This is a genomic window from Agromyces mediolanus, from assembly GCF_014648575.1.
In the GTDB taxonomy this organism is placed as follows: Bacteria; Actinomycetota; Actinomycetes; order Actinomycetales; family Microbacteriaceae; genus Agromyces; species Agromyces mediolanus.
On record NZ_BMRJ01000001.1, the window covers coordinates 707,617 to 731,114 of the forward strand.

Sequence of the window (23,498 nt, forward strand, 5' to 3'; positions counted from 1 at the left end):
CGTTCCGGAGGCGCCCTTCGTCGTTCCCGCTCATCGGCTCGGCGGTTCGCTCGCCCGCCCGCTCATCGGCTCGGCGGCTCAGCGTAGGAAGAGCCTCGTGTTGGCCTGTTCGGCCTCGGCGTATGCGGTGCCGGCGAGCGCGAGCGCCTGCCGCAGGGCTCCGAGGTTCGCCTCGACCTGCTGCTGGGTGGCGCGCCAGTCGGCGACCGCACCCTGGAAGGCGGCCGATGCCGCCCCGCTCCAGACCGACTGCAGCCCGGCGAGCTGCCCCATCAGGGCCCCCACCTCGCCCTGCAAGCGATCGATCGTGCCCTGCACCACTTGCGTGGCGCCGAGCACCTGGCCGCTGTCGACGGCGTAACTGGTCATCGTGCTCCCTCCGGTCGGACGTCGTCGGCGAGGGTGCCGACGGCGCGTCTGTCGAAGCTAACGGCGCGATTCCGATGTCCGGGCGCCGCTGAGACGAAGGGTGGACGCCCGCGCTGCGACGGGCGCTGTGGAGGAGGAGGCGCGATCGACGGGCGACCGGCCGGCGAGCGTGGCGGGCCGCCGATGCCGACGGCGTCAGCCGGTGCCGAGGGGATCAGCCGACGTCGACGCGCTGCGGTGCCGCGGCGGAGTCGGCGAGCGGCAGCGAGACGCGGAAGGTGGCCCCGCCACCCGGCGTCTCGACCACATCGACGCTGCCGTTGTGCGCGGCCACGATCGAGGAGACGATCGCGAGGCCGAGGCCCGTGCCGCCCGTCTCGCGTGCACGCGAGGTGTCGGCGCGCCAGAAGCGCTGGAAGATCTTCTCCCGGATCTGCGGCGGAATGCCCTCGCCGTGGTCGACGACCTCGAGCATGGCGCGTTCGGCTGCGGCATCCAGGCTCACGCGGATCTCGATCGGCGAATCGTCGGCCGTGAACCGCATGGCGTTGCCCATCAGGTTCGTGATGACCTGGCGCAGCTTGTTCTCCTCGGCCAGCACGATCGCGCGCTGCACCGGCGCGGGAGTGCCGGAGCCCATGGGCACGGGCACGGTCGGTGCGGGATCGACGACCACCTCGCGCTCGGGCGCGGCGGCGTCGAGCTGGCGGCGGCGCTGCGCTTCGCGCGTCTCGCGGGCGGGCTGCTTGGCGGCCGGACGGCGCGGCGGCTGCGAGAGGCGCCGGCCCCGCAGCCGGGCGAGTGTCGCGCCCGCGAAGGCGATGGGACCGGTGGCCCGCATCGGCGGCGAGTCGAGGTCGACCGCGAGCTCGGTGGGCTCCTCGCCCGGGCCGTCCTCGTTGGCCTCCGGGGCGATGACGGTGACGGTGCGCGCGGGCGCGGCGGCCATGGCGTCGAGCGCGGCGTCGCGGGCGAGCGGGACGAGGTCGACTTCGCTCAGCGTGAGGGGCTTCGCCTCGTCGAGGCGGGCGAGCGCGAGCAGATCCTCGACGAGGAGGCCCATGCGGATGGCCTCCTTCTCGATGCGGTCCATCGCCTGCCCGACGTCCTCGGGCGTCTGCAGTGCGCCCATCCGGTAGAGCTCGGCGTAGCCGCGGACGGAGACGAGCGGGGTGCGCAGCTCATGCGAGGCATCCCCGACGAAGCGGCGCATCTGGTCGATCGTGCGGGCCCGGTCGCGGAAGGCCCGGTCGATGCGGTTCAGCATCGTGTTGAGCGAGCGGTTCAAGCGGCCGACCTCGGTGTTCGGGGTCGCGCCGTCGAGCCGCTGGCTGAAGTCGCCGTCGGCGATCGCCGCGGCGGTGCGCTCGACCTCGCGCAGCGGGGTGAACGTCGAGGTCACGAGCATGCGGGTGAGCAGGGCGCCGACGATGACGACGCCGAGCCCGAAGCCGAGGAAGATCGTGAGGTACGCCGCGAGCAGCCGCTCGGTCTCGGCGGTCGAGATCGCGATGACGATCGGCATGAAGCTGCCGTGCGTGTCGATGAGCGCCGTCACCGCGCGGAAGGTCTGATCACCGTGCTGGTCGGGCAGCGGCACCACGACGTAGCCGTTGGCGTTCATCTCGTTGACCTTGGCGATGCTGAGCTGCGAGGGGAACAGCGGCACCTCGTCGCGCGGCCGGCCCTGCCAGTTGTGCGCCAGGAAGTCCCCGGTCTCGGGGTCGTACTTCGCGACGAACACGTCGTCGGACGGCCGCACGTCGAGGCCGTCGGCGCTCGAGTCGCCGTCCTCGCCATAGAAGTAGCGCGAGACCACGTCGCCGGAGGCGATCGTGCGCAGCCGGCTCTCGAGCTGCTGCTCGGCGTAGCTGCGCAGCATCGCGGCCGTGCCGATGCCGGAGACCAGGAGCCCGAGGGTGAGCATCAGCACCGTCACGCCCGTGATCTTCGTGCGCAGCGAGATGCGGTTCCACCGCTCGAAGATCGTCTGGTTCATGGCACGACGAGCCTACGCCGACGCGCCTGGCCGAGCGCTGATCACGGCTTGGAGCTCTTCAGCATGTAGCCGAAGCCGCGCTTGGTCTGGATCAGCGGTTCGGCCGAGTGCTGGTCGAGCTTGCGGCGCAGGTACGAGATGTAGCTCTCGACGATGCCCGCGTCGCCGTTGAAGTCGTACTCCCAGACGTGGTCGAGGATCTGCGCCTTCGAGAGCACGCGGTTCGGGTTCAGCATGAGGTAGCGCAGCAGCTTGAACTCGGTGGGGGACAGCTCGACCGGGACGTCGCCGACGAGCACCTCGTGCGTGTCCTGGTCCATGGTGAGCTCGCCCGTGCGGATGACCGCGTCCTCCTCGGCGTGCATGGTGCGGCGGAGGATCGCCTTGATGCGGGCCACGATCTCGTCGAGCGAGAACGGCTTGGTCACGTAGTCGTCGCCGCCGACGGTGAGGCCGGTGATCTTGTCCTCCGTGTCGTCCTTCGCGGTGAGGAACAGGATGGGCGCGGTGTAGCCCGCGGAGCGCAGGCGCTTGGTGACGCCGAAGCCGTTCATGTCGGGCAGCATGACGTCGAGGATGATGAGGTCGGGCTCTTCTTCGAGCACGGCGGAGATGGTCTGGGCGCCGTTGCCGACCGCCCGGACGGCGAAGCCGGCGAAGCGCAGGCTCGTGGTCAGCAGGTCGCGGATGTTGGGCTCGTCGTCGACGATGAGAATGCGGGGTCCGTCGCTCATGGCGACATTCTCTTAGCGTTCGCTGGAAGCTGCCTGGGAGTCAGTTGCGCGCCTCGCCGACGCCGGACCGCGACGGCGGCGCTCCGGTCCCGGGCTACGATTCGGGTATGGCTGCCCCCTCGACTCGACCGTTCGGCTGGGTCGAGCCCCAGTACCGCCACCCCGTGCGCCGCATCGCCGGGCGCGACGTCGACTACCGGCGCGAGATCCAGATCATGGCGGTCGTGAACCGCACCCCCGACTCGTTCTACGACCGCGGGGCGACCTTCGGGCTCGACGCGGCGGTCGAGGCCGGCCGCCGAGCGATCGCCGCCGGCGCCGCGTGGATCGACATCGGCGGCGCGAAGTTCGGGCCCGGCCCCGCCATCCCCGTCGCCGAGGAGATCGATCGGGTCGTGCCCGTCGTCGAGGCGTTGCGAGACGATGGCGCCGCGCTCTCCGTCGACACGTTCCACGGCGAGGTCGCGTGGGCGGCCATCGCCGCCGGCGCGCACGTGATCAACGACACCACCGGCATCCACGACCCCGCGCTCGCCGAAGCGGTCGCCGCCTCCGACGCGACCCTCGTCATCACGCACAGCCGGGCGGAGCCCCGGCAGTGGTTCCCGAAGCCGGAGTACGCCGACGTGGTGGACGAGGTCCGCGCCTTCCTCGAGCAGCGCGTCGCGCTCGCCGTCTCGCTCGGGGTGCCGGAGGAGCGGATCGTGCTCGACCCGGGGCACGACCTGAACAAGAACACCCGGCACACGCTCGAGCTCACCCGCCGCTTCGGCGAGTTCACGGAGCTCGGCTTCCCGCTCGTCGCCGCGGTGTCGAACAAGGACTTCATCGGCGAGTCCCTCGACCGCCCGCGCGACGGCCGGCTCGCCGGATCGATCGCCGCCGCCGTGTTCTGCGCGGCGCAGGGCGCGCGCATCCTGCGCATGCACAACGTGGCCGAGTCCGTGGACGCGGCGCGGATGGTCGAGGCGATCCTCGGATGGCGCGAGCCCGCCTACCTGAAGCACAACCTCGTCGACGGCCCGAACGAGGAGGCCTCGTGAGCGAGGACCCGGGCGTGACCCGCGCGCAGCTCTTCGACGCCTACGGCCTGCCCGACCGGGCGACGCCGCGGATCAGGATGAACTTCGTGATGAGCCTCGACGGCGCCGTCACCCTCGACGGCCGCAGCGGCGGGCTCGGCGACCCCGCCGACCGGCTCGCGATGGGCGTGCTCCGCACGCTCGCCGACGTCGTGCTCGTCGGGGCCGGCACGGTGCGGGCCGAAGGCTACGGCGGGCTCCGGCTCCGAGCCGAGAACCGGGCGTGGCGCCGCGAGCACGGGCTGCCCGAAGCGCCTCGCATCGCGATCGTGTCCTCGGCGCTCGAGCTCGACCCGGCCGGCGCCGTGTTCGCCGAAGCCGAGGGACGGCCGCTCGTGCTCACCCACGAGGCATCCGACCCCGCTCGTCGTGCAGCGCTCGCCGAGGTCGCCGAGCTCGTGGACTGCGGGGTCGAGCGGGTGGAACCCGCGCTCGTGCGCGACGCGCTCGCCGAGCGAGGGATGCCGCAGGTCCTCTGCGAGGGCGGGCCGCACCTCTTCGGTGCGCTGCTCGACGCCGACCTCGTCGACGAGCTCTGCCTGAGTCTCAGCCCGCTGCTGGTCTCCGGCAGCGCCGGGCGCATCGCGCAGGGCCTCACCCAGCAGACCCGGCGGATGCACCTCGTGCACGCGATCCCAGCGCGGGACCTGCTGCTGCTCAGGTACGCCAGAGCGCGGTAGCCGGGTCAGCCGCGAGCTCGGGCGGCGGCGAGCTCAGGCGGCCGCGTCGAGGGCGTGCGCGTCGAGGATCGTGTACGAGTAGCCCTGTTCGGCGAGGAAGCGCTGCCGGTTCTGCGCGAAGTCCTGGTCGACCGTGTCGCGCGAGACGAGCGTGTAGAAGTTCGCCGAGAGCCCGGACTCCTTCGGGCGGAGCAGACGGCCGAGCCGCTGCGCCTCCTCCTGGCGCGAACCGTAGGAGCCGGAGACCTGGATCGCCACGGTCGCCTCGGGGAGGTCGACGGAGAAGTTCGCGACCTTCGAGACGACGAGCACCGGCGTGCGGCCGTCGCGGAACTCCTGGAACAGGCGCTCGCGCTCGTCGACCGGCGTGGCGCCCGTCAGCTGCGGGGCGCCGAGCGTCTCGGCGAGCTCGTCGATCTGGTCGAGGTACTGCCCGATCACGAGGATGCGCTCGCCCGCGTGCCGCTCGACGAGCTGCTTCACGACGCCGAGCTTCGCCGGCGCGGTCGCGGCGAGCCGGTAGCGCTCGTCGTCGGCGGATGCCGCGTACGCGAGCCGCTCGGACTGCGGCAGGTCGATGCGCACCTCGTAGCAGGCGGCAGGGGAGATGAAGCCCTGCGCCTCGATCTCCTTCCACGGGGCGTCGAAGCGCTTCGGGCCGATGAGGCTGAACACATCGCCCTCGCGGCCGTCCTCGCGCACGAGCGTCGCCGTGAGCCCGAGCCGGCGGCGGGCCTGCAGCTCGGCCGTCAGCTTGAACACGGGCGCCGGAAGCAGGTGCACCTCGTCGTAGACGATGAGGCCCCAGTCGAGGGCGTCGAGCAGCGAGAGATGGGCGTACTCGCCCTTCCGCTTCGCCGTGAGGATCTGATAGGTCGCGATCGTGACCGGCTTGATCTCCTTGGTCTGGCCCGAGTACTCGCCGATCTCCTCGGGGGTGAGGCTCGTGCGGCGCAGCAGCTCGTAGCGCCACTGCCGGGCGGAGACCGTGTTCGTGACGAGGATGAGCGTCGTGGTCTTCGCGGTGGCCATCGCGCCCGCGCCGACGAGCGTCTTGCCCGCGCCGCAGGGGAGCACGACGACGCCGGAGCCGCCGTCGAAGAAGTTGTCGACCGCCTTCTGCTGGTAGTCGCGCAGGTGCCAGCCGTTCTCGGCGAGGTCGATGACGTGCGGGGTGCCCGGCGTGTAGCCGGCGAGATCCTCGGCGGGCCAGCCGAGCTTCACGAGCTCCTGCTTCAGCTGTCCGCGCGCCCACGGTTCGACGAGGAAGCTCGTGTCGTCGATGCGCTCGCCGATGAGCGGCGAGATGCGCTTCGCGCCGACGACCTCGGTGAGCACCGCGAGGTCGTCGCTGCGCAGGCGCAACTCGCCGTCGTCGGTGCGATCGATCACGAGCCGGCCGTAGCGGCCGACGGTCTCGCGCATGTCGACCGACACGGTCTGCGGCACCGGGAACTTCGCGTAGCGCTCGAGCGTGCCGAGCATGTCGTCGGCGGTGTGCCCCGCGGCCCGCGCGTTCCAGAGGCCGAGCCTGGTGATCCGGTAGGTGTGGATGTGCTCGGGGGCGCGCTCGAGCTCCGCGAAGACTGCGAGGTCGTGCCGCGCGTCTTCCGCGAGCGGGTTCGCGACCTCGAGCAGCACGGTGCGGTCGCTCTGCACGATGAGGGGGCCGTCTGACATGACCGTCAAGTCTACGCCCGATCCGGCGACCCGCGGCCGCGTCGCCGGATCCGCCCCCTTCGGCCGCCGCGCAGGCGGGATCGGGCAGTCGGGAACCGGCGCTCAGAACTCGGGCGCCGGGGCGACCGAGGCGATGGCGGAGATCGGCAGGGTGCGCTCGATGTCGGCCTTGCGGTCGCGCGCCCGGAGCCGGCCGTTCGCGACGCTCGCCGGCGCGAGGAGGTAGTCGGCCGTCTGCCCGCCCGGCATCCGCACCGTCACCGTCAGCGTCTCCTTCGCGCGGGCCGCGGCCTCGAGCTGTCGGGCGAGCCACGCCTGCTCGGTCGCGGGGCCGTCGCTCGGGGCGGCGAGCAGCACGTCGAGGAGCTTGCCGATGGGGTCGCCGGCGGGCGCCGGGGGCGGGGTCGGCGCGAGGCGGTGCCGTTGCAGGCGGAGGATGCGCCCGTCCGCATCCTCCGCGGCGACCGGATACCTGGCGTCGGAGAGGGCCCAGAACACGACGTCCGGGGCGAACCTGGAGAGCAGGCGGTGCGGGCCGGTGCGCCGCAGCCCGATCGCGCTGAGCGACTGGTCGACCTCGAGCGTGCCGATCAGCTGCTCGTCCTCGGAGCGCACCGAGCTCTTCGCCGGCGCGTCGCCGTCGTCGGCGACGGAGACCCGCACCGCGCCGAAGCGCGCGGCGGCCTCCGCGACGAGGTACTCGAGGGGCTGCGGGATGCCGGTCAGCGAGAGCGCGCCGAGGAACTCGCGGATCGAGTCCGCCGTCTCGCCGGCCGCGAGGCCGCGATTCACGGACGCGGCCGTGACCCGGTAGCTCGAGGCGAGGTCGCGACCCTCGACGTCGGCGAAGCCGCGCAACCTGGCGTCGAGCGCCGGCTCGAGGGGCCCGGGCGAGACGATCGTGAGGTCGTGCTGCACGTAGACCCGGTCGACCTGCGCCGGGAAGTGCGCGCTGAGCAGCGCGGCGGCCTCGTCGAGTCGCCCGCCGAGCACGAGCCGGCCCGGCTCGACGGGTTCGCCGGCGACCGCGAGGCCGAGCGCCTCCGCTTCGCCCGCGAGCCTGGCGAGGCCCGCATCGAGCCAGTCGCCGCCGACGGGGTAGAGCCAGCGCACATCCTCGCGGAACGCCGCCGCCGACAGCGTCTCGCTGCGCCGCGTCACGAGTTCGCGGAGTGCGGGCGGCACGCGCTCGCGCCAGCACTCGGCGAGGACGGCCCAGCGCTCGGCCGGACCGGAGAGCGACCACGCCGCTCCCGCGTCGGACTCGAGCCAGTACGCGCCGTCGCGCACGACCAGCCCGGCCTCCACCGCGCGGCCGAACAGGCGCGGCACCTCGTCGAGCGCGACGCCCGCGACCTCGGCGAGGCGGCGCGCGTCGGGCAGGGCGAGCCCGCCCTTCGCGAGCTCCCGCGCGGGCTGGGCACCGAGGGCGGCGAGGAGCTCGGCGGTGGCGGCGACCGTCGCGTAGGCCTGCTCGGAGGCGCGCCGGGCGAGCAGCGAGCGGTCGACCTGGTCCACGGCCTGCAGGACCGGAGGCGCGGGGGCGAGCAGCTCCTCGAGACTCGGCAGCTCGTCGCCGAGGCGGGGGACGAGCCGGGTCGCGATCGCGGCGGGGACGTGCAGCGCGCCCGCTGGGCCGCCCTCCGCGTCCACGACGAGCAGGCGCGCCCGCAGACCGCCGAGGAGCGCGGGCAGCCCGCGCCGGAACTCCGCGGAAGCGCCGAGCCCGGCGACGCGTTCGGCGAGCGCCCCCTCGTCGAGCTGGTGATCGGCGCTCGCGAGCGCGGCGAGCACCGCGAGGTGCGGCCGGTCGAGGCGGCCGATGACGTGGTCGAGGGAGTCCTGGTGCAGCAGCGCCTCGGCCAGGTCGAAGAGGTCGGCGATGCCGTCGGTCGAGAACTCGCGGAGGGTGAGCGCGTCGCGCAGCTCGTCGCGGCCCATGCCCCGGAGCTGTGCGGCGAGCTGCAGCATAGGCCCGCTCAGCTCCCGGTTCGCGCCTCGCGCGAGCGGCGCACGGCGTTGACGATGAGCAGGACGACGAGGAGGAGGAAGCCGAGCGGCAGTCCGACGACGGGGACGAAGAAGACGACCGGCCAGATGCCGCGGCTGAAGCCGTCGCCGGCGCCCGCTCCGGAGGCGGTGGCGATCAGCACGGCGAAGATGCACAGCACCGACAGCCCGACCGAGCCGGCGACCATGAAGGCGAGGACGCGCTCGAGGCGGTTCTCGGAGGTGGGACGATCGGTGCTCACCCTCCCAGGATAGCCAGGGCGAGCCGAGTGCGTCGGCCGCAACTAGACTGGGCACCCGAGGGCGACGAGTTCCGGTGCGCCCGCATGGACACGAGCGAGGTCACGCGATGCCCAGCGGCAAGGTCAAGTTCTACGACGAGGAGAAGGGGTTCGGCTTCATCAGTGGTGATGACGGCCAGGAGGTCTTCCTGCACGCCTCCGCCCTCCCCGCCGGGGCCGTGGTCCGGGCTGGTTCGAAGGTCGAGTACGGCATCGCCGACGGCAAGCGCGGCCCGCAGGCCCTCTCGGTGCGCGTCCTCGAGACGCCGCCGAGCCTCGCCCGCATCAACCGCCGTTCGGCCGACGACATGGCGGTCGTGGTGGAAGACCTGGTGAAGTGGCTCGACGCCGCGGGCAGCGACCTGCGCCGCGGACGCTACCCCGACAAGGCGCGCGGCCGGCAGATCGCGACGCTGCTGCGGAAGGTGGCTGACGAGCTGGATGCCTGAGCCCACCGAAGCCGAAACCACGCCGACCGAGACCGACGCCGCCACGGCGCAGGCGGAGCCCGAAGCCGAGCGGACGGAGGCCGACGCCGCGCCCGCCGAGGAGCGGTCGTTCGTCGCCGACGAAGTGCTGCTCGCCTCGGCCGCACTCGCGCAGCGTGCGCTGCTCGAGGTCACTCCTCCCGAGACCGTCGGCTCGGTCGTCGGCCACATCGTCGAGGGCGAGCACGTGCTGTCGCTGCTCTTCGCCGCCGACCTGGCGGGCTACCCCGGGTGGCACTGGAGCGTCACGATCGCCCGCGTCGAGGACGCCGAGCCGACCGTGCTCGAGACCGAGCTCATGCCGGGGGAGCGGGCCCTGCTCGCCCCCGAGTGGGTGCCGTGGTCCGATCGGCTCGCGGAGTACCGGGCCGCGCAGGCCGCCGCGGCCGAAGCCGCCGCGCTGGCCGGCGACGACGCGGAGGCCGAGCTCGACGAGGAATTCGACGACGAGCAGCTCGACGAGGACTCGGACGACGAGGACGACGACGAGGACTCGGACGACGACGGCTTCGATGATCACGACGACGATCACGACGACGCGTTCGACGGCATCGAGATCGATGCGCTCGACGACGAGGCGGATGACGAGGAGTCCGACGACGACGACGAGTCCGACGACGAGGAGTCCGACGACGACGAGTCGTCAGCCGAGGATCACGACGAGCGCGACTGACGCCGCCTGAGCAGCTGCACGGCGACGATGCCGGCGACGCCCAGGCCGGCGCCGATCAGCGTCGTCGGCACCAGCAGCGCGCTCGCGCGCTCGTCGATCGTGCCCCCGAGGGCGAGCACCACCCCGAGCGCGACGAGCCAGCCGATCGTGCCGACGAGCAGCGCCTTCCGCGCATCGGCGCGGGCGGGCTCCGGGTCGGGGCGCCGCTCGTGCTCGGCGAGCCAGAGCCGCATGGTCAGCCCAGCTCCCCGAGCACGTAGTCGATCGCCGAGGTGAGGGCGCGCACGTCGTCGGGCTCGATGGCGGTGAACGTGGCGATGCGCAGCTGGTTCCGGCCGAGCTTGCGGTACGGCTCGGTGTCGACGACGCCGTTCGCCCGCAGCGCCTTCGAGATCGCCGAGGCATCCGTCGACTCGTCGAAGTCGATCGTGACGACCACCTGCGAGCGGTCGGCGGGGTCGGCGACGAAGGGCGTCGCGACCGTCGAAGCGGTGGCCCAGTCGTAGAGCACCGACGACGACTCGCGGGTGCGCGCGTCGGCCCAGGCGAGGCCGCCCGACGCGTTCATCCAGTCGATCTGGTTCTCCATGAGCAGGAGCGTCGCGAGGGCGGGGGTGTTCAGCGTCTGGTTGAGCCGCGAGTTGTCGACCGCGTTCTTGAGGGAGAGGAACTCGGGGATGTACCGGCCCGAAGCGGCGATGCGCTCGACCCGCTCGATCGCGGCGGGGGAGAGGATGGCGAACCACAGTCCGCCGTCGGCCGCGAAGTTCTTCTGCGGGGCGAAGTAGTACACGTCGAACTCGTTCGGGTCGACGGCGATGCCGCCCGCGGCGCTCGTGGCGTCGACGACGGTGAGCGCGCCCGCGTCGCCGGCGACGCGCCGGACCGGGGCCTGCACGCCGGTCGAGGTCTCGTTCTGCGGCCAGGCGTACACGTCGACGCCCGCGATCGCCTCGGTGCGGGCGCTCGTGCCCGGCGCCGCGGTGCGGACGTCGGGCGCCTCGAGCCAGGGAGCCCCGGCGGCCTTCGCGAACTTCGCGCCGAACTCGCCGAAGGAGGCGAGCTGCGCGCGGCGCTCGATGAGCGAGGCGGCGGCGGCGTCCCAGAACGCGGTCGAGCCGCCGTTCCCGAGCACGACCTCGTAGCCCTCGGGGAGCGAGAAGAGCTCCGAGAGGCCCGAGCGGACGCGGCCGACGAGGTCCTTCACCGGGGCCTGGCGGTGCGAGGTGCCGAGGATGGCCGGGCCGAACTCGGCGAGGTGGGCGAGCTGTTCGGGCCGCACCTTCGACGGGCCGCAGCCGAATCGTCCGTCGGCGGGCAGGAGTTCAGCGGGGATCACGAGGCTCGGCATGCGGATGAGTCTATCGATGGCGGCGAGCCCACTAGGCTGGAAGGCGGGCTGTGACGACACGGGGAGGAAGCAGCGTGACCGACCTCATCGACACGACGGAGATGTACCTCCGCACGATCCTCGACCTCGAGGAGGAGAACATCGTGCCGCTGCGCGCCCGAATCTCCGAGCGCCTCGGCCACTCCGGCCCGACGGTCTCGCAGACCGTGGCGCGCATGGAGCGCGACGGGCTCGTCGTCGTGTCCGGCGACCGGCACCTCGAGCTCACGCCCGAGGGGCGCAGCAAGGCCGTGCACGTCATGCGCAAGCACCGCCTCGCCGAGCGGCTCCTCTCCGACGTCATCGGGCTCGAGTGGGAGTACGTCCACGACGAGGCGTGCCGCTGGGAGCACGTGATGAGCGAGCAGGTCGAGCGCCGGCTCATCGAGCTCCTCGGCCAGCCGACCGAGTCGCCCTACGGCAACCCCATCCCCGGCCTCGAAGAGCTCGGCGTCCCCGCGGCGGCCCCGTTCATGAGCGGCGTCCGCAATCTCGTGCAGGCGCTCGGCGACACCACTGAGCCCATTCGCGGCGTCGTCCGCCGTCTGGGCGAACCTGTGCAGTTCGACCCGGAACTGCTCGCCCAGCTCAAGCAGGCCGGCATCATGCCGGGCGCGAAGGCGACGTTCAGCGTCAACGGCGGCTATGTACTCGTGCAGGTCGACGACGTCGAGGGCGGGCTGGAGCTCCCGGTCGAGGTCGCCGCGCACCTCTTCATCGGCGACTGACTCTTCGGCGACTGAGCCGCAGCTGCGCCGCCCGCCGGTCAAGCTTGGGATCGGCTGTGAGTCGGCGCCGTTCGTGATCGGAATGTGACATTCCGTAGGGCCTCGCGTATTCTCGTTCGAGTCCGCCGGCGAGAAGCCAGTCGGTGGAACCGAGATCGAGACGCCCCCGACGTCCACCGCTCGATCCTGAAACCCGTGAAGCGCTCCGGCGCAGCCAGGTGGAACGCCGTTCCCGGCCGTGGGCGACGGAGGTAGTGTTTTGGCTCGTTCCCCCAAGCGACGTCTTCCCGGCGGCCGCGTCAGCAAAGCTGCGACCAAGGCCATCGTGCAGGCGAAGACCAGGGCGGATGATTCCGAGACGGCGATCACGCCCGTCTCGACGATCTCCACCCGACGATTCCGCCGCGGCGGCGTCGCGAACCTGGTCGTCATGTCCATCTCGGCCGGCCTCGTCGGCACGCTGGCGATCCCCGCCTACGCGTTCACGCCCGGCAGCGAGGACCCGGAGTTCGCGACGACCGCGGCGGCCGCGCTCACGAAGGCCGACCCGCAGTCGGTCGACGTCGCCGCCGAGGCATCCGCCGCGCCCGTCTCGCAGGACACGCTGGCCGTGACCACCGGCGCCTCCATCCAGGAGGCCGCCGAAGCTGAGGCCGCCCGCCAGGCCGCGCAGACCGCGATGACCTCGTACGCCGCCTCGTACGACGGCCCTTCGGTCGGCGACTTCCTGGCGAACCCGCCGTACCCGAACTTCGACCTCGCGAGCGTCTACAGCGTCGCGACGCAGTACATCGGCGTGCCCTACGTCTACGGCGGCGCGACGCCGGCGGGCTTCGACTGCTCCGGCTTCGTGATGTACGTCTACGCCCAGTTCGGCGTCTCGATGCCGCACTCCTCCGCCGGTCAGGGCGCGATGGGCACGCCCATCTCCGAGTCGGCCGCGGTGCCCGGCGACCTCGTCATCATGCCCGGCCACGACGGCTTCTACGCGGGCGGCGGAATGATCCTGCACGCGCCCTACGAGGGCGCCTCGGTGCGCGTCCAGCCGATCTGGACGAGCGACTACTCGATCGTCCGCATCGGTATCTGAGATGAACTTCGGGTGACCGCCCGAGGGAAACGGCGCGCCGGAGGCATCCTGCGCGCCGTTTCCTGTCGTACCCTGGAGCCCTGACGAACCGAACCGAACGGGGAGGCCGATGGTGCAGCGCGAGCGCGTCCATGCCAGGAACGCGCGCGCGCAATTCCACCAACGGTCGAGTCAACAGCCGAACGACCTGAGCGCCAACGCGCCGCACGGGCACCGTCCTCTGGACGGTGCCCGTTTTTCGTTCCAGCGACCCCCGCAGGCGACGATTCGCCGTCCCGTATCCCGCGGCCGGAAGCCACCCGGCCCCGTACGAAAGGTGACGTCATGAGCGGCACCCTCATCCTGAACGCGAGCTACGAACCGCTCGCCGTGGTCCCGATGCGACGGGCCATGCTCCTCGTGCTGAACGGCAAGGCCTCGGTCGTCGAGGCGGCCGACGGCTGGCTGCACTCGCGCTCCGCGCGGTACGCCGTGCCGAGCGTCGTGCTGCTGCAGCACTACGTGCGCGTCCCGATGCGGCCGGTGCCGCTCACCAGGCGTGCTGCGCTGCAGCGCTACGGCTACCGCTGCGCCTACTGCCGCGGCTACGGGGACACGCTCGACCACGTGGTGCCGCGGTCGAGGGGCGGCGGGCACAGCTGGGCCAATGTGGTCGTCGCGTGCTTGTTTACTGAACCGTTAACTGCCCGCATCCGGGCAGCACAACGAGCCTGGAATCGGGCCCGTGCCGCGGCCGCCGGAACGGCGGTGCCGGCATGAGCCACACCCTCGTCCTCAACGCCAGCTACGAACCGTTGGCGGTCGTCTCCACCCGCCGCGCCATCCTCCTGCTGCTCGGCGGCAAAGCCTCCACCGTCACCGAAACCACCGCGAAGGTGCGAAGCGCGACCCTCTCACTGAACGCCCCCAGCGTGGTGCTGCTGAACCACTTCGTCCGCGTCCCACGACGCACCGTCCCGCTCACCCGCAAATCCGCGCTGGCCAGATACGGGCACGTCTGCGCCTACTGCGGCCGATACGGCGACACCCTCGACCACGTCGTGCCCCGCTCCCGCGGCGGCGCCCACGACTGGCGCAACGTTTTGATCGCGTGCTTCCGTTGCAACAACCGCAAAGCAGACTTCCTGCTCAGCGAACTCGGCTGGACCTTGCCCTTCGAGCTGAAACCCCCCGACCCGGCCGCCGTTGACGTCATTGCCGGGCGATCGCAGCCCGGATGGGACGAGTACACCCGACCCTGGAACACCGAGCGCATCCCCATAGCTGGTTGATAAGCTAACCACCCAGGGTGTGCGCCCAGCACGGGCGCCGGGTGGCAGCACCAGCGGGGAGGGCTCGATCATGACCGAACCACGCGATCTGCGGAACATCCACCTCAGCAGTCACGGCTGCGTGCAGGAGGACCCACGCATCCCAGAAGGCGTCCGCGTCCTCGACGCCGCCGGCGCCCCGATCACCCCGGTCAACGCGTACCTGCGTGAGCTGTACGGCAACGGGAACGCGGCCACCACCTGCCGCGCCTACGCGTACGCGCTGCTGCGCTGGTGGCGCTTCCTCGACGCCATCGAGGTGCCATGGGACCACGCCGGACCGAGCGAACACATCGACTTCGTCGTTTGGCTGCGCTCCACCGCACCCAGACACGGCAGCCAGGCACACCCCACCGGCCGGCCGGGGTACGCCGCCCGCACCATCAACCTCTCCAACGCGGTGGTCGCCGGGTTCTACGACTTCCACGCCCGCCGCGGCACCGGCCCGATGCTCACCCCGATCCGGCCGAACGCGCCACGCGCGCACGCCCACCACAACCCGATGCACAGCTTCGTCGCCCGCGGACGCCGGCTCGGACAGCAGAAGATCCCCAAAGCCAGCCCGAAAGCGATCCCCGAGCAGGTGTTCAACACGCTGTTCGCCCAGCTGCACTGCCACCGCGACCGCGCACTCATCGGGATCTACGTCAGCTCCGGAGCCCGAGCTGCGGAACTGCTCGGCCTCACCGGCGACGGCATCGACTGGGGCCAGCACCGGATCCGGGTGCACCGCAAAGGCGACGGCCGGGAGCAATGGCTCCCCGTCTCCGGGGACGCGATGGTCTGGCTCAGCCTCTACCTCGGCGCCCGAGCCGCGCACCCGGGCCGGCCCGTCTGGCTGACCCGGCGCGGCACGCCACGACCGTTGAGCTACCACGCCAGCCGGAAAGTGTTCGAACGCGCCCAACACACGCTCGGCACCAGCTACACCCTGCACCAGCTGCGTCACACCGCCGCCTACCGGATGGTGCAAGACCCGAACCTGTCCCTCACCGACGTGGCCTGGGTGCTCGGGCACGCCTCGCTGCACACCACCCAGCTGTACACCGTCCCCGGCCAGACCGAACTATTCGAACGCATGGCCGCCCACTACACCCGACCGCCAACCGCGCCACCGACGCTGCCGGCCGGCTACGACCCGGCCGCCCTCGAGGTGCTGTTCGGAGGCCGTCATGCCTGACCGGTACCCCGAGCCCCGCCCGACCGAGCTCAACCCGAACCCCCGCCAACGCGTCGCCCCGCCACCCCCGCAGGCGCCGCCGGCCACCGCGGCCGCAGCCCCCGACCCCACCAGCTGGCCGGCATCCCGCGACTCCGAAGCCCGGCTGACCGAACGGCTGATGCGCACCATCCCGGCGTCCGCGTCGAAATCCGAGATCTCCGGCCGGCGCGGCGCGCTGCGGATGGTCACCGGCTGGCTCGCCGAATTCCCCGGCGCCAGCTGGCAGGAACGCTGGCTGGCCAGCGGCATCGTCGACCGCGACGACTGGGACCAGCAGATCGTCAGCTGGTACAACACCCGCCACCGCACCCAGTACCTCGCCCCGCACGCCCGGCGCGGCATGGCGTGGCTGCTCGCCCTGGACGCCGTGCGACCAAGCTACGAGTGGATGCACCGCCACCACGAACGCATGCAAGGCGTGCGACGAGCCGTGTTCGATACCCGCGACCCCATCGCCGCGGCACGACTGAACGCGGCGCTGGAAGCACACGGCAAACTCAACTCCCGCATCGCCGCGCAGAAAGCCAGCGCCCTCGCCCAGATCGCCAGGATCCTCGTCCGGACCGGGAAGCAGCAGGTCGCCGACATCACCATCGACGAGCTGCTCGAAGTCCGCAGCACCGCGAAAGGCATCCGCAACAACCTTCCCAGCGGGGCCGCGTACAACGCCATGGCCTGGGCCGGATTCCTGCCCGACGACGCCCCGGCGACGTTCACCAAGACCCGCCGCAGCACCCAGCGCACCGTCGACGAGCTCGTGGACCGCACCGGCATCCAAAACCAGCGGATGCGGAACCTGTTCGTCGACTACCTCCGCGCCCGCGCGGCCGCCCTGGACTACGTGAGCCTGCAGGGGCTGGCCGGGACGCTGGTGCGGAACTTCTGGTGCGATCTGGAACGCCTCGAACCCGGCGTGGACACCCTGGACCTGCCCGCTGAGCTGTTCGCCCGATGGAAGGAATCGCAGCGCACCATCCGGTACGGCACCAAACGGGGCCGACCCCGCACCGACCTCGGCCCGATCCTGCTGGTGGTCCGGGCGTTCTACTACGACCTCGCCGACTGGGCCCAGATCGACCCGGACCGGTACGCCGGCTTTGCCGCACCGAACCCGATCACCCAGGCGGACATCGACGGGTTCCGCAAGTCCGTCCGCCACCAGCGTGCGAAAAGCCACGCCCGCACCCGAGAACGCCTGCCGCTGCTGCCGAAGCTGCTGGACACCATCGCCGCGACCAAACGCTGGCACACCGCCGTCCTCGAGCACACCCGGACCCACCAGATCGGGCAACGCTTCACCGTTGAGGGGATCGAGCTGGCACGCGTCGGCGCGGAATCGCGTGCGTTCGGGGGTCGGCTGCTGAACGGCGTGAAACGAGCCGGCGGGCTGCCCGTCCGCCGGTACGACACCGGTGAGCTGTTCGACGCGGTCCACGCGGAAGGCACCCACTTCTGGCGGTGGGCGGCGATCAACGTGCTCGCCGAAACCGGGATCCGCATCGAGGAACTCGAAGAGCTCACCCACACCGCCCTGGTCCAGTACCGCCTCCCCAGCACCGGGGAGCTGCTGCCGCTGCTGCAGATCGCGCCGTCCAAAACCGATGAGGAACGGGTCATCCCCGTCTCCCCGGAACTGGCCAGCGTGCTGGCGGAGATCATCGGTCGGATCCGACGCGAAACCGGCGCCGAACGGCTCCCGCTGCTGCGCCGGTGGGACCAAGCCGAGAAACGCGAATCCGAGCCGATGCCGTTCCTGTTCCAACGCGTGTTCGACGGGGAACGACGCACCATCAACCGGGCCTGGATCCTCCGCCACCTCGCCAAAGCCACCCACGACGCCGGGTTCATCGGCGACGACGGCGAACCGATCGTGTTCCAGAACCACGACCTGCGACGGATGTTCGCCACCGACGCCGTCAAGTCCGGCCTGCCGATCCATATCGCCGCGGCGCTGCTCGGTCACCAGGACCTGAACACCACGCAACGCTACGCCGCCATCTACGAGGAAGACGTCTACGAGCACCACCGCAGCTTCATCGACGCCCGCCGCGCGCTGCGCCCCGCTGAGGAGTACCGACCACCCAGTCCCGAGGAATGGGAGGAATTCCTCGGCCACTACCAGCAACGCCAAACCGAGTTCGGTCTCTGCGGCCGCGCGTATGGCAGCTCCTGCGTGCACGACGGCGCCTGCCTGCGCTGCGCACTGCTGCGCCCCGACCCGAAGCAAGAAGGCCGCCTGCTGGAACGCATCGCGAACACCGAAGCCCGCATCCAGGAAGCGGAAACCCAGGGCTGGCTCACCGACCTCGAATTCCTGAAGCAGACCCTCGCCGGCGCTCACCGCAAACTCGACGGCATGCGCCAACAACTCGCCGACGGGGCCACCTGGCTCGGGCTGCCCACCATCCGGCCACCCGACGTAATGCCCTAAGCCTTGCTGCCGGGCGGCCTGCTAGCTCAGGTCGTCCGGCAGCAGGTAGTCCACATCATGCTCACCATCCGGGTCGCCGTGCACCACCACCCGGCCCGGCCACAACCGGGCGTCCAGCGCCGTCTCCAACCGTGCCATCGTCAAGAAATCCGCCCACGTCCGCCCCGCCAGCAACGACAACAACGTCGCATGATTGATCCCGGCCGTCCGGGCAACCTCACGCACCCCACGGTCCCCCATCGCCGCACGCAGATTCACCGCGAACCGGCGCGCCATCTCACCCATCGGGTCGTCCGACGGCACGTCCGGCCACGAGCTGGTCAGCTCGTTCGGCTTCGTCCGTCCCGTCTTCGCCACCCCCTGAGGCTATCCGTTCGAGCATGCGCGCAGGGGTTCCGGGGCCGGCCGTCCCAGTCCACACCCACCCGCCCTTCCCTTTCACCCGGACCGGCTGCTACGACTGAGAGGTGCGGATCTCGAAAGACCAGGTCATCGCCGGAGTCCCGGCCGAACACGCCCGAGCCCTCGTCCGGCTCTTCCGGCACGGCGGGTACACCGAACGGGCGGAACAGCTCGTCGGGGCCGCGGCATACGACGTGCTGTCGGCGCTGGCCCAGGACGGCTACCTCGAACACAGCACAGACGGCCGCGACCATCTCTGGGAAACCACGATGGCCGGCAGCGCACTCGCCCAAGCCTCGCTCGCGAAACCCATCACCCGGACCACCGCGGACCGGCTCATCGAACAGCTCCTGCACCGCGCCCGCACCTTCAACGCCGACCCCAGCTACCTCGTCTCCGCGGGCCGCCTCACCGTCTTCGGCAGCTACCTCGACCCGACCATCGAACGACTCGGCGACGTCGACATCGAACTCCACATCTACCGGCGGCCAACCCCTCCCGGCACCGACTTCACCACAGCCGCACGAGACTACGCCACCAACTCCGGCCGCACCTTCAACAGCTACCTCGACTTCCTCTTCTGGCCAGACCGCGAACTCCACCTCGCGCTCCGCAACCGATCCACCGCCCTCAGCATCACCCAACAAGACGTCACCCGATTCACACAGAACACGAAGACCATCTACGACATCGCCGACGACCCCGAAGCCCTCCCGGCAGCCAGAGTCGAAACCGAAATCCGGTGAGCGGGGCGCATCCCAACCGAGTTCACCGCACCCACGCCGGCCCCCCCGACGCCAGACGGCGGGGATGGGCTCGCTGCGACCGGCCCGGGCGGCGTGAGCGGCGGCCTCGTCCTCGCTGCCGCACTCCTCATCGCAGGGGCGATGGTCGCGCGTCGACGGTCAGTACACCGTGCGGGAGGCGATCACTGACCAAACCGGGGACTCGCTAGGCCGACAGTGGTCAGGTAGCAGCCGCACGCGTCGCCGGCGCTGAGACCCGGTCTGACTCCGTGGCCGCCGGGCACCCCGATCAATCGCGGGCGTACGCTGCGGCGATTCGCTGCTCGATGTCGACGTAGGCGTCGTCCGCGACGTCGTAGACGACCTTGTGGATCTCACCACCGGTGAACGCGAACCTTGCCCCGTAGAGCGCGCTGACCGGGTCGCCGCCGTCGTACCCAACAGAGAGACCCTCGCCAGAAAGCGCGTACAACCCGGATTCGGTGCGGATCTCCGCCTCTCCGACCTGCTGATCGTCGATGAACAGCTTGAGCGGTCCGTGCGACTCGCGAAGCTCGCCCTGCCGTTCCTTGACGAACTCGACACCGACGACGTGCCGGCCTGACACGGGAGCGGGGGCGGAGATGCGCTGCTCCGGTGGGATGCCGATGAAGTTGTAGACGAAGTAGAGCGTCCCGTCTTTCACGAACAGCGAATAGCCGCCGAACCGTGACCCCTGTGCGACGATCACTCCCTCGGTCTGTGCGGTGAAGTCGACGTCAGCGAGGATCTTGAACGAGACCGCATGCGTGTTCGCCGCGGAATGCTCCGGGACGGCCGTGGTGCCCGGGTAGTACGTGTACGTGCCGCTCGGCGGGACGTGGACGTGATACTCGAGGCCGAGGCGCACCTCGAGGTCGGGGCCGCTTGCAGCGATGTCACTGAGCGGCAGCACCTTGTTCGCTTCCGCTTCCCGGTACCAGAGCTCGACGAGTTCCTTCACCTTGTCGGGGTGCTGATCGGCCAGGTCGTGAGCTTCGGCGCGGTCTTTGTCGGTGTGGAACAACTGCCAGCGGTCGTTCTCGTAGTCGCCCTTGCCGAGGAACGGTCCGTGCTCGGCGACGACCTTCCATCCCTCGTGCCACAGCCCGCGGGTGCCGAGCATCTCGTAGTACTGGGTGCGCTTCGTAGTGGGGGCGTCCGGAGCGTCGAACGAGTAGTTCATCGGCACACCGGAGAGCGGCGACTGCGGCACGTGGTTGACGACGTCGGGGACCGGCACCCCACACGCTTCCAGGATGGTGGGCACGATGTCGGTGGAGTGGTGGTACTGGTCGCGGGTTTCACCGCTCGCCTGAATACCTGCGGGCCAGTGGATCACGAGCGGGTCGCAGACCCCACCCTGATAGCTGTACCGCTTGAACATGCGATACGGGGTCGAGAACGCGGCCGCCCACCCCGTCGGGTAGTGGTTGTACGTGGCGGGCGTGCCGAGCTGCTCGAGCAGCTTCAGGTTCTCTTCCATCTCGTCGGGCCAGCCGTTGAAGAACTTGTTCTCGTTCACGGACCCGTTCGGGCTGCCCTCTCCGGAAGCGCCGTTGTCTGCCGCGTAGATGATCAGGGTGTTCTCCAGCTGGCCGGACTCCTCGAGGTAATCGATGATCCGCCCCACTTGTGCGTCCGTGTATTCGCTGAACCCGGCGTACACCTCGGCCATGCGACGGAACAGGTTCTTCTCATCCTCGTTCAACGACTCCCACGGGCGCACCGTGTCCGCCTTTGAGAACGTGCCCTCGGCCATCGGGTTCAACGGGGTGAGTTCGGTGCCTTCGGGGAGGATGCCGCGTTCGATCATCCTCGGCAGCACCCACTCCCGGTACGCCTCGTACCCGTCGTCGAACATGCCCTTGTACTTGTCGATGTACTCCTGCGGGGCATGGTGCGGCGCATGGTTCGCCCCCGGGCAGAACCACAGATACCAAGGCTTGTCTGGTTCCGACTGCTTCGAGTCGCGGATGAACGACAGCGCCTTGTCGGCGAGGTCCTTCGAGAGGTGGTACCCGTCCTCGGGGCCGTACGGTTGCTCGATGTAGTGATTGTCCTCGGCGAGGTCCGGGTACCACTGGTTCGTCTCACCGCCGATGAACCCGTAGAACCGGTCGAACCCCTGCGCGAGCGGCCAGTCCTGCTTCGACGCACCCATCGTGAAACCATCGACCGGGACGTTGTGATTCTTACCCACCCAGAACGTCGACCAGCCGGCCTCACGCAGCATGTGCGCGATGGTGCCGTTCTCCGGCGGGATATGCCCCGAGTACCCGGGAAACCCGGTAGCCGCTTCCGAGATCGACGCGAACCCGTTCAGGTGGTGATTCCGGCCGGTGAGGAAAGTCGACCGCGTCGGCGAGCACAACGCGGTCGTATGCCACTGGGTGTACGTCAGCCCTCCCGACGCGAGCCGATCCATAGTCGGCATCTGGATGCGGCCCCCATACGGCGACCACGCCGCCTGACCGGTGTCGTCGTACAGCACAACCAGCACGTTCGGAGCCCCCTCCTTCGCACGGGGATAGAGGAACGCATCCCAATCTGGCTTGGACTCACGAACGTCGAGTTTGATCTCACCCTGGAACTCACGCATCCTTGCCCCCGATCTCGGAAGATGACCCGACGATAGCGCGGCACCACAGATGCAGGGAAGAGCCCTCACCCCTCGGACATGGGCCACATCGCCATCAGAACGTCCGGCCCAACCACGAACGCCGTCGCGCCAGCACGACACCGCACCAACGAACCCATGCGCAACAACACCAACCGCTCTTCGAACACGACGACCAGTGCGAAGCAACCCCGACCATCGACGGCCCTCTCGCCCCATCACACACATCGCGGAACCAGACAGCACCGACGCCCTACCCTGCGACCCACCGAGCCTCGACAACTCGCCGACCCGCCCAGGCCACCCACGAAGCACCCGTCGCTAGACCACCGAATCGCGACGCACTAGTTCAGATAATGCCGGCGCTGCAACCACCGGAAGGCCGACAAGATGCTCGCCGAGATCGGGTGGCGGCTGCCGTTCGAACTGACCGACCCGGCCCCGACGCCGCAGGCCCGCGCCGGACTCTGGTCGACCCGCCACCCGGAGTGGGCGCAGTACCTCGGCTCGGTTCCGCAGCCGACGCTGCTCGCCGGATGACCCGTCTCGGATCCGCGCGGCTGAGCTCCGTGATCGGATCGTGACATCCGATCCGACGTGCCCTATGGTGGAACGAGTCCGGTGCGGTGCACGCCCTCCGGTCGCCCGAGACCACCCCGCCTCCCTCTGCGCGGGATCCGGAGGAACTGCACGTGAACGGTGACACCAAGCGCGACGCGATCGAGCGGCCGCGCGAAGGACGGCGCTCGGCGCCCGCGGCATCCGACTCCCATTCCTCGCCCGCCTCCGACGGCCGGGTCCGTCGACGCAGCCCGCTCCGCGTCCTCGGCGCCGTCGTCGCCGTGCCGGCCCTCGTCGGCACCGTCGCCATCCCCGCGTACGCGATGATGCCGGGCGCCGACGAGTTCGCGAGCAGCGCGAACTACAGCCTCACGCAGAGCGAGGCGCAGGACCTCGTCGTCCCGGGCCTCGTGAACAAGGCCGGCGTCGCCGCCGACAGCTACGAGGTCACGACGAAAGAGGAGATCGACCGCAAGTCGCGCGAGGCCGCTGCCGCGGAGCAGGCCGCCTGGTCGGCCGAACTGGCCTCGCGCGCCGGCAACGGGAACTACGCCGTCTACACGGTGAAGGCCGAGGGCGACGACTACCCGTGGTGGGACCAGCTCCCCGACGACTACGGCGGCGGGTTGTCGCCGCTGCGCTACTACTACCGCGAGTGCGTCGACTTCGTCGCCTGGCGGCTCAACCGCGACGCCGGCGTCACGAGCGCCCCGTGGAAGTGGGACTGGTCGAACCTCGCCTCCGGGAGCGCGTACGCCTGGGCGGATGCGTGGTCTGCGAAGGGCTGGCCCACCTCCTCGACGCCCGTCGTCGGCGCGGTCGCCTGGTTCCCGTACAACCACGTGGCCTACGTGCAGTCGATCAACGGCGACGGCAGCGTGAACATCGAGGAGTACAACCAGAACTCCGACCACTCGTACCACCGGCGCACGATCCCGGCGGGCGAGGCGCTGTACCTCTACCCGCCGGCCTGAGCCAGGCCGG

The 23,498-nt window shown here is 70.6% G+C and carries 23 protein-coding genes; 13 read left to right on the forward strand and 10 right to left on the reverse strand.

Annotated elements, in window-relative coordinates:
* Positions 1-78 precede the first annotated feature (78 nt).
* From IEY71_RS03300 to IEY71_RS03310, 3 genes are all read right to left on the reverse strand, one after another.
* Complete coding sequence (locus IEY71_RS03300; RefSeq protein ID WP_189083859.1) at positions 79-369, reverse strand: WXG100 family type VII secretion target; 291 nt, start codon at positions 367-369, stop codon at positions 79-81.
* A 214-nt stretch (positions 370-583) separates the two neighbouring features.
* A complete protein-coding gene (locus IEY71_RS03305) occupies positions 584-2,368 on the reverse strand; it encodes a sensor histidine kinase (protein WP_189083860.1) in 1,785 nt (594 codons plus the stop codon).
* 41 nt (positions 2,369-2,409) lie between these two features.
* Complete coding sequence (locus tag IEY71_RS03310; protein ID WP_022894322.1) at positions 2,410-3,102, reverse strand: response regulator transcription factor; 693 nt, start codon at positions 3,100-3,102, stop codon at positions 2,410-2,412.
* Between the two features lie 107 nt (positions 3,103-3,209).
* Between IEY71_RS03310 and folP the strand changes: the two genes are divergently transcribed.
* Positions 3,210-4,145 (forward strand): dihydropteroate synthase, encoded by a 936-nt coding sequence (gene folP / locus IEY71_RS03315; RefSeq protein WP_189083861.1) that lies wholly within the window; start codon positions 3,210-3,212, stop codon positions 4,143-4,145.
* Positions 4,142-4,864 carry a pyrimidine reductase family protein gene (locus IEY71_RS03320; RefSeq protein ID WP_189083862.1) on the forward strand — a complete coding sequence of 241 codons (723 nt, stop codon included), beginning with the start codon at positions 4,142-4,144 and terminating at the stop codon, positions 4,862-4,864. The genes folP and IEY71_RS03320 overlap by 4 nt, the downstream gene beginning before the upstream one ends.
* A 33-nt stretch (positions 4,865-4,897) precedes the next feature.
* Here IEY71_RS03320 and IEY71_RS03325 read toward each other — a convergent pair whose 3' ends face one another.
* The 3 genes from IEY71_RS03325 to IEY71_RS03335 all read right to left on the reverse strand — a co-directional run bounded on the left by IEY71_RS03325 (position 4,898) and on the right by IEY71_RS03335 (position 8,796).
* The gene (locus tag IEY71_RS03325) at positions 4,898-6,544 is read right to left on the reverse strand and encodes a DNA repair helicase XPB (protein ID WP_189083863.1); all 1,647 of its coding nucleotides are present in this window, start codon (positions 6,542-6,544) and stop codon (positions 4,898-4,900) included.
* A gap of 102 nt (positions 6,545-6,646) precedes the next feature.
* Positions 6,647-8,515 (reverse strand): helicase-associated domain-containing protein, encoded by a 1,869-nt coding sequence (locus tag IEY71_RS03330; RefSeq protein WP_189083864.1) that lies wholly within the window; start codon positions 8,513-8,515, stop codon positions 6,647-6,649.
* A gap of 8 nt (positions 8,516-8,523) precedes the next feature.
* Positions 8,524-8,796, reverse strand: a complete 273-nt coding sequence (locus tag IEY71_RS03335) for a hypothetical protein (protein ID WP_189083865.1) — start codon at positions 8,794-8,796, stop codon at positions 8,524-8,526.
* A 107-nt stretch (positions 8,797-8,903) separates the two neighbouring features.
* On the opposite strand from IEY71_RS03335, the gene IEY71_RS03340 reads away from it, so the two are divergent.
* Together IEY71_RS03340 and IEY71_RS03345 are read left to right on the forward strand one after the other, a co-directional pair.
* Positions 8,904-9,284, forward strand: coding sequence for a cold-shock protein (locus IEY71_RS03340; RefSeq protein WP_189083866.1), 381 nt, complete (start codon positions 8,904-8,906; stop codon positions 9,282-9,284).
* On the forward strand, positions 9,277-9,996 hold the full coding sequence (locus IEY71_RS03345) for a DUF3027 domain-containing protein (protein ID WP_189083867.1): 720 nt from the start codon (positions 9,277-9,279) through the stop codon (positions 9,994-9,996). Before IEY71_RS03340 ends, IEY71_RS03345 begins: the two co-directional genes overlap by 8 nt.
* On the opposite strand, the gene IEY71_RS03350 is transcribed toward IEY71_RS03345, so the two are convergent.
* On the reverse strand, positions 9,978-10,229 hold the full coding sequence (locus tag IEY71_RS03350; RefSeq protein WP_189083868.1) for a DUF2530 domain-containing protein: 252 nt from the start codon (positions 10,227-10,229) through the stop codon (positions 9,978-9,980). The genes IEY71_RS03345 and IEY71_RS03350 overlap by 19 nt on opposite strands.
* Before the next feature lie 2 nt (positions 10,230-10,231).
* Positions 10,232-11,347, reverse strand: a complete 1,116-nt coding sequence (serC, locus tag IEY71_RS03355; protein WP_189083869.1) for a phosphoserine transaminase — start codon at positions 11,345-11,347, stop codon at positions 10,232-10,234.
* A 74-nt stretch (positions 11,348-11,421) separates the two neighbouring features.
* Here serC and IEY71_RS03360 point away from each other — a divergent pair, with 74 nt between their 5' ends.
* The 6 genes from IEY71_RS03360 to IEY71_RS03385 all read left to right on the forward strand — a co-directional run bounded on the left by IEY71_RS03360 (position 11,422) and on the right by IEY71_RS03385 (position 18,167).
* Positions 11,422-12,114, forward strand: a complete 693-nt coding sequence (locus IEY71_RS03360) for an iron-dependent transcriptional repressor DtxR (RefSeq protein ID WP_189083870.1) — start codon at positions 11,422-11,424, stop codon at positions 12,112-12,114.
* Between the two features lie 259 nt (positions 12,115-12,373).
* Positions 12,374-13,204: a C40 family peptidase gene (locus IEY71_RS03365; protein ID WP_229781505.1), complete on the forward strand. Its 831-nt coding sequence runs from the start codon at positions 12,374-12,376 to the stop codon at positions 13,202-13,204.
* 324 nt (positions 13,205-13,528) lie between these two features.
* Entirely contained in the window at positions 13,529-13,963 is a 435-nt protein-coding gene (locus IEY71_RS03370; RefSeq protein WP_189083871.1) for an HNH endonuclease, read from the forward strand.
* Positions 13,960-14,475 (forward strand): HNH endonuclease, encoded by a 516-nt coding sequence (locus IEY71_RS03375; RefSeq protein WP_189083872.1) that lies wholly within the window; start codon positions 13,960-13,962, stop codon positions 14,473-14,475. The genes IEY71_RS03370 and IEY71_RS03375 overlap by 4 nt, the downstream gene beginning before the upstream one ends.
* A 70-nt stretch (positions 14,476-14,545) precedes the next feature.
* Positions 14,546-15,694, forward strand: coding sequence for a tyrosine-type recombinase/integrase (locus IEY71_RS03380; RefSeq protein ID WP_189083873.1), 1,149 nt, complete (start codon positions 14,546-14,548; stop codon positions 15,692-15,694).
* Entirely contained in the window at positions 15,687-18,167 is a 2,481-nt protein-coding gene (locus IEY71_RS03385) for a site-specific integrase (RefSeq protein ID WP_189083874.1), read from the forward strand. The genes IEY71_RS03380 and IEY71_RS03385 overlap by 8 nt, the downstream gene beginning before the upstream one ends.
* A 21-nt stretch (positions 18,168-18,188) precedes the next feature.
* On the opposite strand, the gene IEY71_RS03390 is transcribed toward IEY71_RS03385, so the two are convergent.
* The gene (locus IEY71_RS03390; protein WP_189083875.1) at positions 18,189-18,524 is read right to left on the reverse strand and encodes a helix-turn-helix domain-containing protein; all 336 of its coding nucleotides are present in this window, start codon (positions 18,522-18,524) and stop codon (positions 18,189-18,191) included.
* Positions 18,525-18,634: 110 nt separating this feature from the next.
* Between IEY71_RS03390 and IEY71_RS03395 the strand changes: the two genes are divergently transcribed.
* Positions 18,635-19,315: a hypothetical protein gene (locus IEY71_RS03395; RefSeq protein WP_189083876.1), complete on the forward strand. Its 681-nt coding sequence runs from the start codon at positions 18,635-18,637 to the stop codon at positions 19,313-19,315.
* 289 nt (positions 19,316-19,604) lie between these two features.
* Here IEY71_RS03395 and IEY71_RS03400 read toward each other — a convergent pair whose 3' ends face one another.
* Entirely contained in the window at positions 19,605-21,935 is a 2,331-nt protein-coding gene (locus tag IEY71_RS03400) for an arylsulfatase (RefSeq protein WP_189083877.1), read from the reverse strand.
* 408 nt (positions 21,936-22,343) lie between these two features.
* On the opposite strand from IEY71_RS03400, the gene IEY71_RS03405 reads away from it, so the two are divergent.
* The gene (locus tag IEY71_RS03405) at positions 22,344-22,493 is read left to right on the forward strand and encodes a hypothetical protein (RefSeq protein ID WP_189083878.1); all 150 of its coding nucleotides are present in this window, start codon (positions 22,344-22,346) and stop codon (positions 22,491-22,493) included.
* Between the two features lie 152 nt (positions 22,494-22,645).
* The gene (locus IEY71_RS03410) at positions 22,646-23,488 is read left to right on the forward strand and encodes a CHAP domain-containing protein (RefSeq protein WP_189083879.1); all 843 of its coding nucleotides are present in this window, start codon (positions 22,646-22,648) and stop codon (positions 23,486-23,488) included.
* Positions 23,489-23,498 lie beyond the last annotated feature (10 nt).